This is a genomic window from Opitutaceae bacterium TAV5, from assembly GCA_000242935.3.
GTDB lineage: Bacteria > Verrucomicrobiota > Verrucomicrobiia > Opitutales > Opitutaceae > Geminisphaera.
The window spans coordinates 7,060,660-7,075,073 of sequence record CP007053.1; the positions used below are offsets into that span (position 1 = coordinate 7,060,660).

At 55.9% G+C, this 14,414-nt stretch carries 11 protein-coding genes and 1 tRNA gene; 7 read left to right on the forward strand and 5 right to left on the reverse strand.

The genetic code is table 11. The annotated features are described in order from the left end of the window. Nucleotides 1-24: 24 nt before the first annotated feature. Both OPIT5_29830 and OPIT5_29835 read right to left on the reverse strand, forming a co-directional pair. On the reverse strand, nucleotides 25-1,338 hold the full coding sequence (locus OPIT5_29830; GenBank protein AHF93758.1) for a helicase: 1,314 nt from the start codon (nucleotides 1,336-1,338) through the stop codon (nucleotides 25-27). Nucleotides 1,339-2,804: 1,466 nt separating this feature from the next. After that, nucleotides 2,805-3,419: a hypothetical protein gene (locus OPIT5_29835; protein ID AHF93759.1), complete on the reverse strand. Its 615-nt coding sequence runs from the start codon at nucleotides 3,417-3,419 to the stop codon at nucleotides 2,805-2,807. A gap of 57 nt (nucleotides 3,420-3,476) precedes the next feature. On the opposite strand from OPIT5_29835, the gene OPIT5_29840 reads away from it, so the two are divergent. The 5 genes from OPIT5_29840 to OPIT5_29860 all read left to right on the forward strand — a co-directional run bounded on the left by OPIT5_29840 (nucleotide 3,477) and on the right by OPIT5_29860 (nucleotide 7,016). Next, nucleotides 3,477-4,163 (forward strand): hypothetical protein, encoded by a 687-nt coding sequence (locus OPIT5_29840; protein ID AHF93760.1) that lies wholly within the window; start codon nucleotides 3,477-3,479, stop codon nucleotides 4,161-4,163. Between the two features lie 570 nt (nucleotides 4,164-4,733). Then, complete coding sequence (locus tag OPIT5_29845; protein AHF94912.1) at nucleotides 4,734-4,877, forward strand: hypothetical protein; 144 nt, start codon at nucleotides 4,734-4,736, stop codon at nucleotides 4,875-4,877. A gap of 85 nt (nucleotides 4,878-4,962) precedes the next feature. After that, the gene (locus OPIT5_29850) at nucleotides 4,963-5,538 is read left to right on the forward strand and encodes a shikimate kinase I (GenBank protein ID AHF93761.1); all 576 of its coding nucleotides are present in this window, start codon (nucleotides 4,963-4,965) and stop codon (nucleotides 5,536-5,538) included. A gap of 475 nt (nucleotides 5,539-6,013) precedes the next feature. After that, nucleotides 6,014-6,151, forward strand: a complete 138-nt coding sequence (locus OPIT5_29855) for a hypothetical protein (GenBank protein AHF94913.1) — start codon at nucleotides 6,014-6,016, stop codon at nucleotides 6,149-6,151. 427 nt (nucleotides 6,152-6,578) lie between these two features. Continuing rightward, nucleotides 6,579-7,016: a hypothetical protein gene (locus OPIT5_29860; GenBank protein AHF94914.1), complete on the forward strand. Its 438-nt coding sequence runs from the start codon at nucleotides 6,579-6,581 to the stop codon at nucleotides 7,014-7,016. Between the two features lie 467 nt (nucleotides 7,017-7,483). On the opposite strand, the gene OPIT5_29865 is transcribed toward OPIT5_29860, so the two are convergent. Beyond that, complete coding sequence (locus OPIT5_29865) at nucleotides 7,484-8,608, reverse strand: transposase IS116 (protein ID AHF93762.1); 1,125 nt, start codon at nucleotides 8,606-8,608, stop codon at nucleotides 7,484-7,486. A 3,273-nt stretch (nucleotides 8,609-11,881) separates the two neighbouring features. Further along, nucleotides 11,882-11,956, reverse strand: a tRNA-Met gene (locus tag OPIT5_29870). Nucleotides 11,957-12,095: 139 nt separating this feature from the next. On the opposite strand from OPIT5_29870, the gene OPIT5_29875 reads away from it, so the two are divergent. Then, complete coding sequence (locus tag OPIT5_29875) at nucleotides 12,096-13,541, forward strand: hypothetical protein (protein AHF94915.1); 1,446 nt, start codon at nucleotides 12,096-12,098, stop codon at nucleotides 13,539-13,541. Nucleotides 13,542-13,642: 101 nt separating this feature from the next. On the opposite strand, the gene OPIT5_29880 is transcribed toward OPIT5_29875, so the two are convergent. Further along, nucleotides 13,643-14,080, reverse strand: coding sequence for a mucin (locus tag OPIT5_29880; GenBank protein AHF93763.1), 438 nt, complete (start codon nucleotides 14,078-14,080; stop codon nucleotides 13,643-13,645). A gap of 55 nt (nucleotides 14,081-14,135) precedes the next feature. Between OPIT5_29880 and OPIT5_29885 the strand changes: the two genes are divergently transcribed. Further along, nucleotides 14,136-14,348: a hypothetical protein gene (locus OPIT5_29885; GenBank protein AHF94916.1), complete on the forward strand. Its 213-nt coding sequence runs from the start codon at nucleotides 14,136-14,138 to the stop codon at nucleotides 14,346-14,348. The last annotated feature ends 66 nt before the right edge of the window (nucleotides 14,349-14,414 follow it).

Genomic DNA, 14,414 nt, shown 5'->3' on the forward strand with positions numbered 1-14,414 from the left:
CCTGCTTTCTGGTCCCCCCGCCCTTCACCGCCACTCATGGCGAGGATAACGGCGCGACAGCTCGGCCTTCACCTTCGGGTACATGTCGCGCCAGAAACTCGTCAGGTCGTCCGTCACCTGGATCGGGCGATGGTTGGGAGCGAGCACCGCGATCTTCACCGGCACGCGCCCGTGGCCGAGCGTGAATTTCCCTTGCACCCCGTAAAGCTCCTGTATCCGGGCCGACAATACCGGCGGACCTTCCTTTGCATACTCGACCCTCGAGCGCCGGCCGTTGCCCATCACCAGCCGCTCGGGCAAATAGTCGTCGAGCACCGCAAGCTGCTCCGGACGCAGCCATTCGCGCAGCACCGGCATCACCGGTTTGTCCTTCAGTTCGCGCGCGCCATAGCTCCCGTAGCAGATCTGCTCGATCAGCGTCGCGCGGTCGGCGTCGGTGATCGGCGTCACCTCCAGTTCGGGGAACCACTCGGCCAGCCGGTTCACGCGGACGATCCACTGCTCCACGTTCCCGTTCCACTCGCCGAGCTGGATGCGACCCGCCAGCACCTCCTCCGCCAGCAAGGCCGCCGCCGCGCTTGCCGGCGGCTCGTCGGCGGTCTGCTTCGCCTCCAGCACGAGATCGCGGAATTTTCGTTCGCGCCGGGCGATCACCCGCCGGGCCTGCGCGTCGAAGACCACGCCCGTCTCGTCGCGATAATCCGCCGGGAACAGTTCGCGCAGCCATTCTTCCCGCACGGCCGTGGCAAGCGAGAGCAGCACGTTGACCTCGCCGCCCCGGCCTCCGATCTCGCTCACTTCGGCGGCCACGAGCAACGGCGCCCGCTGGATCGCGCTCTCGCGGGCGAGAAGCCCCCGTCGCCGGTGGACGAGTTCGCAGCGCAGCGTGCCCGCGTCGAGCCGCTTCGCGAGGTGGTCGGAGAATCCCGCGAGCACACATTTGCAAATCTCCTCCCCCGCCTCTCCTCCGGCGTCTTTCCCGCTGCCCGCCGCGCCCGCATCGAGCCCTTCCTTCTCCGCAATCTTCAGAAACTGTTCGAACAACGGCCCCACCTGCCGCGCGCCCTGGGCGTGCAGGCCGAGCCGGCGGCACGCATCCGGCGCATAACGCTCCCGGTCGGCATAACGCCAGGCGCGCATCAGCAGGAAAAAGTCGCTTTCCGCCTCCTCGCCAAGCGTATCCTCGCGGGCGTCCTCGATATCGCGCGACACGCCGCGCAGGAGAAAATTCCGCCCCTGCACGAGCGCCGCCATCAGCGCCACGCTGCGCACGCACCCGCGCCGGTCCGCCTCCAGCAGCATGCGCGCGTAGCGCGGATGCACCGGGAAACGCAGCATGCGCCGGCCCGTTTCGGTGATTCGTGTGGCACGGGCTTCCAGCCCGTGTTCCGGGGAGGTGACGCCTGCGTCACCGGAGCATCCCGCCCCGGCGGCCATCACGGGCTGGAAGCCCGTGCCACGTCCCTCCAGCGCCCCCAGATCCGCCAGCAGCAGCTCCGCCCGCTCCAGCGCCTTCGCGTCCGGTTTCTCCAGCCACGGGAAACCCGCCACGTCGTCGATGCCGCTCGCCTTGAGCGTCAGCACGACCTCCGCCAGATCGAGCCGCCGCACTTCGGGCAGTTCCTGCGCCGGCCGGTCCGCGTGCTCGCGTTCGGTCCAGAGCCGCACGCACACACCCGGCGCGGTGCGCCCCGCGCGTCCGGCGCGCTGGTCGGCCGAGGCGCGCGAGATTTTTTCGACCAGCAGCGTGTTGATGCCGCGGTTCGGGTCGAACCGCGCCACGCGCGCCAGTCCGCAGTCGATGACCGCCGTGACGCCGTCGATGGTGAGCGACGTCTCCGCGACATTGGTCGAGACGATGATCTTGCGCGCCTCATAACGCGCCACCGCCCGGTCCTGCGCCTCGGGCGGCAGCTCGCCGTGTAATGGAAATACGATACAATCGCGCAGCGACCGCTCGCCTTGCAGCGCCTGGACGGTGCGGCCGATTTCGTACGCGCCCGGCATGAAAACCAGCAGGTCGCCGGGTGTTTCGCCCGCCACGCGCGCCGCCTCGCGCGCGGCCACCTCCCACACCGGTTCACGCTCGAAATCCACGCGCTTCGGCAGGTAGCGCACCGTCACCGGAAAACTCCGGCCCTGCGAGGTGAGGATGTCGCACGGCGCGAGGTAGTCGCCGAGCGCCGCCGCGTCGAGCGTGGCCGACATGACCACGATCCGCAGATCGGGACGCGCCGCGCGCTGGATTTGCAAGGCCCGCGCCAGCGAAATGTCGCCGTAAAGATGCCTCTCGTGAAACTCGTCGAACACGAGAGCCGCCACGCCTTTCAGCCCGGGATCGAATGACATTTGCCGCAGCAGGATTCCTTCCGTGACAAACCGGATTTTTGTCCGTTCCGACACGCGCGATTCGAGCCGGATCTGGTAGCCGACTTCCGCGCCGAGCTGGACGCTCATTTCTTCGGCCACGCGTTTCGCCAGCATGCGCGCCGCCAGCCGACGCGGCTGGAGCACGACGACCTCGCCGTCATCGAGAAACCCGTGCCGCCACAGCATCTGCGGGATCTGCGTCGATTTGCCCGAGCCAGTCGGCGCCTGCACCACCACGCGCCCCTGTCCGCGCAACGCGGCGACGAGCGTGTTTTCGAGTTCGTAGATCGGCAGTGCGGCGGGTGTCGGCATGGAGCGGTTTCGGCGTGGATGACGTGAGAAACCCGGACGGAAAAATCCGGGAACGAGCCGTCAACCGAAACCGTCCCGCCCGCCCCCGTGCAAGCCGCAATGCGACCGGGCTCCTCCCGCGCTCACAAGCCCGACATGTCCATCTTCCGCGCCGTGAGCTTGTCGCGTTCCTGCTGGTCTTTTTCCTCCAGCGCGGAATCCGAATACACAACCCAGAGCGTGCCGATGTTGCTGACCGAGATTTTCCGGGTGCCGCGCTTGAGCGAAAAACTGTTGTCCGACCGCACCACGGCCAGGCTGCCGCTGCTGCCGTACTTGCCGATCAGGAAACGGTAGAGAAACTCGAACGTTTCCTTGTCCTCCGCCGGGTTGCCCACATCCGCCACGCCCCGGATCTGGTAGATCGTCTTTGTCACCGGCGTCACGCTCACCAGATAAAGCTGGAACAGTCCGCTCGCCACCGGAGGCACCACGCTGTACGTGTTGGCCGAGCTCTCGCCGGCCACCGGTTTGCCCTTCGCCACATCAAAGGTGTCACCGAGCTTCAGACCGAAGGCCCCGTCGATTTCGGGCACAGCCGCAACGGCCGGGGCCACAACCGGAGCCACTCCCTCGGCCGGCGCCGCCGGGGTGTCCGGAGCGGCCGGGGCCACCGGGGCGGGAGGCTGCACTTCAACGGTCTGTGCGGGCAGGGATGCGACCAGAACGAACGGGAGGAATGACAACAGGTTTTTCATGAGCGAAAGGGAATTGGCGACTCCGACCCTGGGCGGATCACGCGCCGGATGCGAGCCATGAATCCGCCGCACTTTCGTGCCTGGCACTTCCCCTGGCGCCCTCCCTTCGCCCTGCCGGCGGCGGCGTCTCCGCTCCGTTCACAACAAAGCTGCATGTCACTCCTTGCGTTACCCGCAACCATCGCCATCCATAACCACCTTCACGATCTGACCATGACGCTTACGCCCGAACAAAAAGCCGCTGTCGCCAGCTGGATTGCCGCCGGCGACAATCTTTCCACCGTCCAGAAACGACTCCTGGAGGAGTTCAATCTTTCCATGACCTACATGGACGTGCGCTTCCTCGTCGATGACCTTGATCTCACGCTCAAGGATCCCGTCAGGCCCAGGGCCGACGCCTCCGACGTCAGCAAACCCGGAACGGCTCCGGCCGGGGGCGACGCGGCCCCGGCAGCTGGCGACGATGACGAGATCGAGGACGACGCCCTGCCCGCCACTCCCGACGGAGAGGCCGTCCCCGGCGGCAACGTCGTGGTCAATGTGGACAACGTCACCCTCATTCCGGGCGCCCTCGCCAGCGGCACGGTGACCTTCAGCGACGGCGTCACCGGAAAGTGGATCGTCGACAACTACGGCCGGCCCGGTTTCACGGAAGTCAGCAAGGAAGGCTACCGGCCCACCAAGGAAGACGCGCAGAGCTTCATGCAACAGCTCGACGCAGCGCTGCGCCAGAAGGGCTTCTGATCGCGGCTCTGCCACCGGAGAGCTTTTCCTGGAGCATCTTGACAGAACTGTAGTCGTAGCCACAGACCTCGACTTTTCCTGACGGAAAAGTGCCTGTGGTAACGATGCGTAGCATCACCGGTTTGGGGCGAGGCGCCCCGCCCACCAAGCAGAGACTCTCCCTCATCATTCCCTCACCCATTTTCATTTCCGGTCCGAAATTCAGGTAAAGAGAGGGTCATGGTGGAATGGCGCTTAGTTAAGCCGTCTCTCCGTTGAAAACCAGTGACTTCCCAAAGCCATGAAAAAACGTGAAACCCGTCCAACCTTTTGAGAGGGAAACCCCTCTGGAATCCGGGCCAACATTGAGATCGATTCATGCATTGGAAATTACCTCTCAAAACGACGGAAAACCGCCTTAACTAAGCGCCATTCGGGTCATGGTGTCATTGCACTCCATACTTGCAGTTCTCCTGCTTTCAGATCGTTGCAAGCAGCCCAGGCTTGTCTTCATTCCATGAATCCGCCAACTTGTGCACCGGATTCAGCTTCGAGCCTCCGGTTGGCAGCCTCCTCTCGGTTTTCTTCCCCATGGCTTTCACTTTCATCCTCATCCGATTTTTCCCGATGGTTACCTCCCTGTTCCGGGGACGTGACGGGGCGAAGCTCGGAAAATTTCTCTTTTGGCAACAAGCATGGAGGGAAACCCGGACTTTTCATTCGTACAGCATATGAATACAAAAAATCCGCTTTTCCCCGGATTTGCCGGGTTAAAGCCGACAAAGACCAACTTTCTTACAGCTAAACAACATTCGGCAATATGAAACTCGTATTCCTCCACGGTCCGGCCGCTGCCGGAAAACTCACGATTGGTCGCGCGTTGCAGGATCTCACCGGTTTTCGCCTCTTTCATAATCACCTCGTGGTCGATACACTGCTATCGGTGTTCCAGTTTGGTTCGGAATCATTCATTCGCCTGCGAGAGGAAATGTGGCTTTCGGTATTTAGTGAGGCCGCCAAGCAAGGCGTTTCGCTAATCTTCACGTTTGCTCCAGAGACGACTGTTCGGCCAGAGTTCATTGGGAGGACAATAGACACCATCAAAGCCGCAGGAGGAGAAGTCCATTTCGTTGAGTTGACTTGCCCGATTGATGAGCTGGAGAGAAGAATTGAAAATCCTTCAAGAGCACAGTTCATGAAGCTCCGCTCTGTGGAAACTTTTAGAAAAATCAGGCAAAACAAGCCAGGGCAGTTTCCGCCATTGCCATCGTCAGGACTCTCAATTGACACTAGTACGATGCAGCCGAATGAATCGGCACGCCAAATTTGTGGCCACCTGAATTTACCGATTGTCTCAGGAGGCGCGAAGATTGAGCACTATCCTGAAGCCAATTAGGAATTGGCCGAACAAGGTGATGCAGCCTACTCCGGTAAGAGTCATACCCTGTGCTTACGCACAGGCCGCGCCACTTACCTCCATGGCTGATCTTCGACGTTAGGCAAATATCATGAGCACTCCTCAAAGATACAAAGCGAATTGGTGCAAATCTCTTGTTGTCATTACATCTGTAGTGAGTCTTTTCCTCATCGGATTAGCATGGTTTTCCATCAGGAATGGACACCCACCGGTTTCGCTTCCCGTCATTCTTCCAGTCGCAATTATCCTGCTAACCGTTCCGTTTCTCATCAGAGGTTACACCATCGCCACCGACGCTATCCTTGTGCACCGTTTATTCTGGAATACCAAGTTGCCATTTCAGGGATTGCGCTCAGTTGAGGTTGATCCCAAGGCCATGGATCATTGTATGCGTCTTTGCGGTAACGGTGGCCTTTTCTCCATCACTGGATTTTTCTACAATAGTCGGTTTGGCATGTTTCGCGCATTTGCAACCGATCCCCAAAAATCAGTGATTCTTTACTACAAAAAGCGCCCCATCATTATCTCTCCTGAGTCTCCGGAGGAGTTTGTCAGGAATCTTGAAATCAAAAGAAAAGAAGAAGGAGCCTGACAAGGCGCCAGAGCCAATGCCTTTGCTGCCTGTCACAGCCATGGCTGATCTTTGACGTTCGGTAAAATCAGAATATGAGCACATCCAAGATACAGAAAATCGGACGCGGCCTGAAAGCAGCGGCGAAGACATTTGTTACAGTTCCGGTAGAATTTACGATTTCAGGAAAGCAGATTCGCTGTCCGCATTGTGGGCATACGAAGTTCGATCAGCAGGATATTCTCATGAATACGCGTGGCGCTACTTTCGTGAACATGGATTGGCTGAATCGAAATGCGACTGCCCTCATATGTAAGAAATGCAGCCGAATCGAATGGTTTAATAACCCACCTGAATCCCTATCATAAAAAAGCAAGCCCGCCTAACAAGTCGCTAGAGCCAATGCGATTGTTGCTACGCAGGTGCCCGGAAAGCATTTTCGGCATTTATGAGTCTCCCGCTCGCATGGCTCATCTCGAACGTTAGGCAGAAATCCATGAAATTCTTGGAATATATAGCATTGGGAGCATTTGTAATCTCTTTCGGACTGCCCGCCTTTTCGGACTTTTCAGGGTGGCAATGCCTATGGGTGTGCGCAAACGCCCTCACAGGTGACGATTTTCAGGGGCTCTCACGTATTTATTACTTTGGATTTACCGCTGTTAATCTCGGATTCTTTCCGCTCTTTATTCGCGCCCTTCGAGGGAATTATTCACACGGTTATTTTATCACCAGCATCTTAGCCACGCTCTATGTGATCTCTTGGCCCACTTTGCTCCTCGTATCCTCGGACTGGAGCGACCTAAGAATTGGTTACTTCGTATGGCTCGCCAGTTTTGCGATCATTTCATTTATTTTAAGACCCAAAAAGAAGAAAGGAGCCTAACAAAGCAAAGCAATGCAGCCAATTCCGGTAGCTATCACGTCCCATGCTGTCGCATGCGACGCGCCATCTATTTCCATGGCTGATCTTGGACGTTGATCTAGCTGCGATTCTGCAAGAGGGAAAAAGCAGTGGCAGCCCAATGATTTATCAGGTATCTGTTTATATAAACTATTTTGCCGATGGAGGCACAGGACAGGGACCGGTCGATTATAGGATAAACGCGTGCGTGGGTTGGTTGGCGTGATCCTGGCTGTAAACCGTGATCGTGCTGATCTACGCGGGTTGGTTACCGACAGTTCATTGGTGCGTCTTGCCCGCATGCCCTAGGCTCGTGCGTGGCGGACGGATAGGCTCCGATACCGCTGCCCCTAACGTCAACATGCATGGGCCGGCCGCCCGGTCCCTGACTTGTGCCGCCATTCGGCCTTTGAAAGAACATCCTCCCCCTCTTCGCAGACGTGGTTGGCTTATGCGCAGCGAGTCATATGATCCCAGTCGACGGTTTTGAGCATGGCCCAGACAAAGCCGGCCATTTCGCGAGCGAGGGCCACGGTGATTTTGGGCTTCATCACGCCGCGCCGGCTCAGGTGCCATGCGCGGCTGTGCAGCCGCAACTGGACCTTCCAAGCCAATTCTTTTCTGTGCACGGGCTGGCCTTCCTGCCGTTTGGACAAGTGCGCGGAGACCTTGGGCGGTAACCAGGCGTGCTGGACCATTTCGACCAGTATCCAGCGCGCATGGGCGTTGCCGGCCTTGGTGATCGAACCGAGTTTGCGGGTTTGCCCCGAGCTTTCCTCCTTGGGCACTAGCCCAAGAAACGCCATCAGGTCACGCGGATGAGTAAACCTGCGTATATCGCCCAACTCTGCGACCAGCACGGCTGCGGCGACCAATTGAACGCCACGCAGCGTCATCAGAGCCTCGACCGCCGGATACAAGCGCCACAAGGGCGCCTGCAATTCCAGCAATTGCTCCAGCCGGTTCACCCGGTCCTCGCACTGACTGATGGCCAAAAGGTATTCCTCGAGCACCGCCTTGAGCCCCGGCAACGGCAACACCAGCTCTCGCAGATACCGACGGTGCGCCTCACTCCAGTTCGCCTTGCCCGAGTAACGATAACCATGACGCAACAAAAACGACTTGAGGCGCTGCCGGGCCCGCGTCAGGTCGTGCACCGCGTCCGCCCTGGCCCGGGTCAAATCGCGCATGGCTTCGTCCGCCGCGTCCGGCACGTGCACGGCGGTCAACTCCCCGGCCCGGTGCAACCGCGCCAGCATCTGTGCATCCCGGCGGTCCGTCTTGCGCCGTGCCGCCTTGTCCACCGGCGTCTTCGATGCAGCCACCACCACGCACTCAATCTGTAATTGCATCAACCGGCGATAAATCACGTAGCCGGTCGGCCCCGCCTCGTAGGCCACGTGCAATGCCCCGCCGTCCGATCCGATCTTCCTTAACGCCTTCTCTATGGCGTGCAAATCATTGCTGATCTGCCCGTAAAGGCGAACCTCGCCCTCGCGGCCGCCATCGGCCACCGCCACCATCACTGTATCTTTGTGGACATCCAGTCCAACATAGTGCTCTGTCTTTCTCATGCGCTTGTCCTCGTTTTCAGGTTGTTTGGGTTATACTCTCAGCCTTGTGGATAGGCCCCGCTTCCCGGGGCAACCCACGCTTAGGGGACAAGCGCTTCCTTTTACAGATCGCTCTTGCCCTCAGCTATAATGTCTAGGCAAGATCATGATCCAATGAATCCACAGTCATTTGTTATATTACCGATTATTGCGGGGACAATCGTCACTTTGATGCCTGCATTATACTTTGTTATATCTTCATAAAAGATGAAAAATAAGGAGATTTCATTATGACGGAAAAAGAAAAATCGCATGCTGGAATGTTATATCAGCCCGGTGACCCTGAGCTTGTATCAGATCGTGACATTACCATCAAAAAGCTGTATAATTACAATAAATTGAATCCACTCGACCGTGATGCACGACAAATTGCTATACGCGAGTTGTTAGGCAAGGCTGGAGATAACTGCGTTGTGGAGCAACCGCTTTTTTGCACTTATGGGTATAATACGGAGGTGGGCGATAATTTTTTCCTCAACGTCAATTGCAAGCTTATGGACAGCGGGAAAATCACAATTGGAAATAACGTATTCATTGCACCAAATGTCTGCATTATAACAGAAGAACATGCAATGGATGTCAGACAACGCTTGGCAGGATTGGAGTATACCCACCCAGTAAATATCGGTGACAATGTGTGGATTTGTGCAGGAGCGATTATATTGCCGGGGGTAACTATCAGTGAGAACAGTGTAATCGGTGCAGGCAGTGTCGTTACAAAAGACATTCCGCCAAATAGTTTGGCTGTTGGCAATCCCTGCAAAATAATCCGCACACTAACAAACGAGTAGTCTTTCTTTGACTTGTATTGTCCAATCGCGATCTTGCCCTTGTGGCCAGATCGACGCTGGCAGACGCCAACAAGCAGCGGGGCTGGCGGATGTGGCAGGACCTGGGCCAAACGTTGATATGCAAGGCGCGTCCTCTTTACGCGGGGTAAGACCTGGTAAGACATTGACGACCCCACGTTACGGTGGCGTTCTGGTTGGACCGTCCTTTCTGCGTCAGGTATTCAATGATACGGAATCGGAGGTTTTGTGGCTTATCGTCGGGGCTCCCGACAAAGAATTTGAGTCCGGCAAGGTTGACTTAAGGCAGTTTTATCCGGTCGAGCCTACTCAGCTTCCTGTCGAACTGGAAGACGTCGCTTGGCCATCAAAAGAATAAAATGAGCCTAACAAGGCGCTACAGACAACGACCCGCAGCTCCCCCGACTCCGCCTATCTTTTCTCGATGCGATTCATCTCAGTATTCTATGCGGGTCGCGTCTGACCTTGAACGTTAGGCAAATATCATGAAATACTGGATTCGAATCGATAATTGTGAATTTGGCCTACGTACTTTTGGCCCACTGAGCAAAGAAGATATCGTGAGATTTTATGGTAATGAAGTCACTTCTAAAACACCCTGTTGTGCGGTTGGCGAAAATCAATGGCATGACATTATAGAAATACTGCCAGAAATCCTTGATCCGGCACAAAGGGAATTACTTAAGTCAGCTCCTGAGCCGACCGCCCCAGCAACGAATCCAAAAGATGATATCCACGAAAAAAAGCTGAGAAAGACTTTATTGTATATTGCTTGTGCCACATTGATAGCCCCATTTATTTTATGGACGGCAGCCTATCGGTGGCTTGTCGATCCGTGGGCAGCTATATTGCTTGGTGTTATATCCGCCACTTCGATTATCGTAGCATTTATCCTTTTTCAGATTCTCTTCATCACCCGGAATCGAAGCAAAAAGAGACAAGCCGCCTGACAAGGCGCTGGAGCCGACGTCCGTATCTGTCACGCATCCTGCTGTCGCAGGCCGCGAGCCAGCTATGGCCTCCGCTCACCTTTAACATTCGGTAAAAATCATGACAGACGCTAGCCTGGAGCTCCCAATCGACAAGGACGCCGCCTACAAGCACTTGTGGGCCACAACTCTTACGTGGTCGCTTGTCGGGTGTATCTACCTTGGTGCAGGTCTGTTCTTTCTCCTATGGGCATATCTGAATCGGGGAAGAATGCGACGCTGGTGTTACGAAACGAATGCCACCCTGACCCGGTCAGAACTAATCATCAGGCGGCACTCGTTCTCCAGGACGATTACTTACATACCATTCAAAAAAATCGGGCATATCACCATTACGCAAGGTCCCTACCTAAGAAAATATAAAATATGCAATATTCAGATAGGATGTAACGATCAGGCTGGCGGAAGGCTGGTCAGTCATCTTATACCTGCTGTCCCGGAAGACAAAGCAGAAGATGTTGTTTCGCTGCTCCGTAAGCGAATGGAAGCAGAAACATGAAAACCAGGAAGCCCGACAAAGCGATGCGGCCGACCCCGGTAGCTGATCTTCGACGCCAGCCAGAAACGAGGGCGATGCATCTCATCCCAAGGGTAATTCAGTGAGCGAGGTAAACTCATATGGGGGCCGGCCGACTTCGGTTTGTTTTGAGGCCAAATGTCCGATGTGTGACAAGCGCACGAAATTTCGCCTGCTCGAACTCCAACTCGGCCTCTCATCCGAATATATGATAACCGGTGTTTCGTGTGATTCGTGCCATTTCGAGGTCAGGACGTCCGATAATGAAGAAAGGCATAGACTGTTTCAGGCGTCGGAGATAAGTAAGGGACTGAAAGCCGACGAAGTCGCCGAGGTCGCACCTATCGAAGATCTGGAAGAACTTGAATCTGCAACGATTGCCAGAATACTGGCTGAATCCAGATCGTGGAAATGCCCATTCTGTAATGAATCGAACCCACCTGATTTTCTGGAATGCTGGAGCTGTCAGAAAGAACGACTTCTTGACGAAGAAACATCCAAACCAGCCTGACATGAGGTGCTGGAACCCATGCGATGAACTGTCACGTGTCATGCTTACGCATACCCTAGGCGCGTCCACTGCATAACGCATTTATAACGTCAGACTAAAGCCGTGGCTCATCCTGGACACGCCCCCCAGGCTCACGCCCAAAGATAAAGAACAGAGAGCGCAGCGACATGTTTCAGGCCCAACTGGAAGCTTCCTGACCTAGAACAGTCCGTCCCGTCCGTTACGAAGCCCTGATGTAACCTTCAGGGCTTTTTTGTGCCCTCTCGCTTTGATCCGCAGCAGGAACCTGCGTCCTCGAAAAAATCGTTCCTCCTCCTGGTCAGCCCGCATTTGCTGTTTTTCAGCGCAGCCAGATTTTCCCGAGTCCTGACCCTCTCTCCGGAATTCCGTAACCCTTTTTTGGTGAAGTGGTGCCAGAGGGCAGGATTGAACTGCCGACCAAGGGCTTATGAGTCCCCTGCTCTACCACTGAGCTACTCTTTTCGGTCTTGATCTTTTTTTGCCGTTTTCAGAGGCATTTTCAGAGGTAAATCGAAGAAAATCGAAATCGATGAAAACGGTAAAAAAGACGCTACCAATCTCAGAAATTGGCAGGGAATTGGCAGGGGAATTGCCTGAAAATATGTCCCCTGCCAATTTGAGTGCTCGCCCAAAAGCCCGCCTTTCCAAAGCCCATCCCGACTATTGGGTGAGTCGCATCTACCGGGACACTTACTCCGACGGGAACGGCAATCGCGTCGAGTTACCCGAATTTTGCGTGCGCATCCTCTTTAATGGCAAACGAGGCTATTTTCCGCTCCGTGAGGCCAACAAAGCCAAGGCATCGACCAAAGCCCGAGACATCTATGCATCGCTCGTCGCCAACGGATGGGATGTCACGCAGGCCAAGTATCATCCTGAAGCCACGAAGAAGATCATCTACCCCACGGTTGGCGAATTTCTGGACGCCGTCAAAGCCATCACCAGCGTCTCGGCCACCTGCTTTGCCACTTATTCCCGGAAATTCCGTCATGTCGTAGCGAGCGTCATGGGCATTGAGGCTCCCAAGGAAAAACGCCCTGAAATCAATCCGGTAACCGGACAACAAATGAGGAACCGCAAGACGGGTAAGCTGAAATTCCGCGTGGTCGATCTTCGCTACGACTACGTCCACGGAGGAGCCAAGAAATGGCGAGCCTCCATTGATGCCGTTCGCCTCGACAAGATCACGTCCGAGAAAGTGCAGCAGTGGATCGCCTCTCGTCTCCAGGATGTCTCCGACAACCCTGCCAAACTGGCATCAACCAAGATCACCCTCAATAGCCAGCTCAGGGCGGCAGGCAGCCTTTTCACGCCTCGCATCCTGAAGCATCTGAAACACCTCTCCCTGCCCGCTCCACTGCCCCTCGCAGACGTAGAGCGGCCACCTGCCACCCGCAAGCGTTACGTTTCTCGTGTCTCGGTAGAAATCCTCCACGCAAAGGCCGAAGCCGAACTGAAAGGTGCGACCGGAGACGACGCCGACGACCGCCAGCAAATGTTCACTATTTACCTTTTGGCCCTGTTCGCCGGCCTTCGTCGTGACGAAATCGATACACTCACATGGCAGCAGATCGACTTCGATAACGGCCGGGTTTTTGTGGAAACGAACGAACACACCACCGCCAAGAGCGAACACAGCGAGGACTTCGTCATGCTTGCGCCAGAAGTTGTCGTTCACCTCAAAGAACGCTTCAAGGCGCGTCGCTCTCAATTCGTTATCGAGTCACCCGTGGAACCCAAGCCCGGCGTCAGCTATTATCACTACCGCTGCAATCGCCTGCAAACGCGCCTCATTGAATGGCTGCGCGAAAGCACAGGGATCACGGATGACAAACCGCTCCACATGTTGCGCAAGGAGTTTGGCTCCTTCATCGCCAAAAAGTTCGGGATTTTTGCCGCCTCTGAAGCATTGAGACATGGTGATATTCGCCTCACAAGGGACTACTACCTGTCGAAAGATCGCAGAGCCACGTTTGGGCCAGCTTCGTTGAGTGCAGTCACCGCGCCAAGTGAAAGCGCTGAACCCAATGCACCAGTATCAACGTAAAATGCCTGTTCTCGTCGCCTCACGAGAAATATGAAGGCACAAAAAAGCCCTGACGGTATGCATCAGGGCTTCGCAACGAATGAGGCTGATTTGATTTCAGATCAGGAAGCAATCGGCGTGGACCCTTCACTGGCGGGAGCCGAAACAGGAGCGGTATCGCCACGAGCAGTCACCAGCCCAAATTCCTTTTTGATGTTCTGCACGCTGGGAACGGAGATGCCGAACTGAGCGGCAATCGCAGAGCCGGTCTTGCCTTCAAGGACAGCGGCCTTCACCTGCTCCTTGAGTTCAGGTGTAATCTTGGCGCGGGTCTTCTTGCCAGCGGGTTTGTCAGAGGGTGCCTTGGCGGCTCTATTCCCTCGCTTGCCACGAACACCGACAACCTGCTTCAAAACCTTGATGAAGTCATTGACATCGGAATAGCCATACTGGCTAGGAATGGCAGCAAGCTCAGCGGTGCGTTCCTGTTCGATACCGGCTGCAAGTTTGGCAATGCGAAGACGGAGTTCGGTGAGTTCTTGAATTTTTTGGACGAGCATAAGTAAAAGTTCCTTCTACAAATGTTATTTAGGTCACAAGCAAACATATTCCGGGATGAGCCGGACACATGGCATCACGCACTACTACGGCACCAGCCCCAATGCCGTGAAAACCCAAATCTGGATCGCCCTGTGCGTTTACCTCATCATCGCTATCCTTCACAAGCAACTCAACCTCCCCGGCTCTCTTTACAGAAATATACAGGTTTTGAGCGTTCATTATTTTGAAAACCTGCTCCATTATATACTTGCATGTAATCATTATTAAAACATGATAAATGCATCCTTAATCAATTGTCTATCTGGTATTTATAGCCGGACAACTGGGGATCTT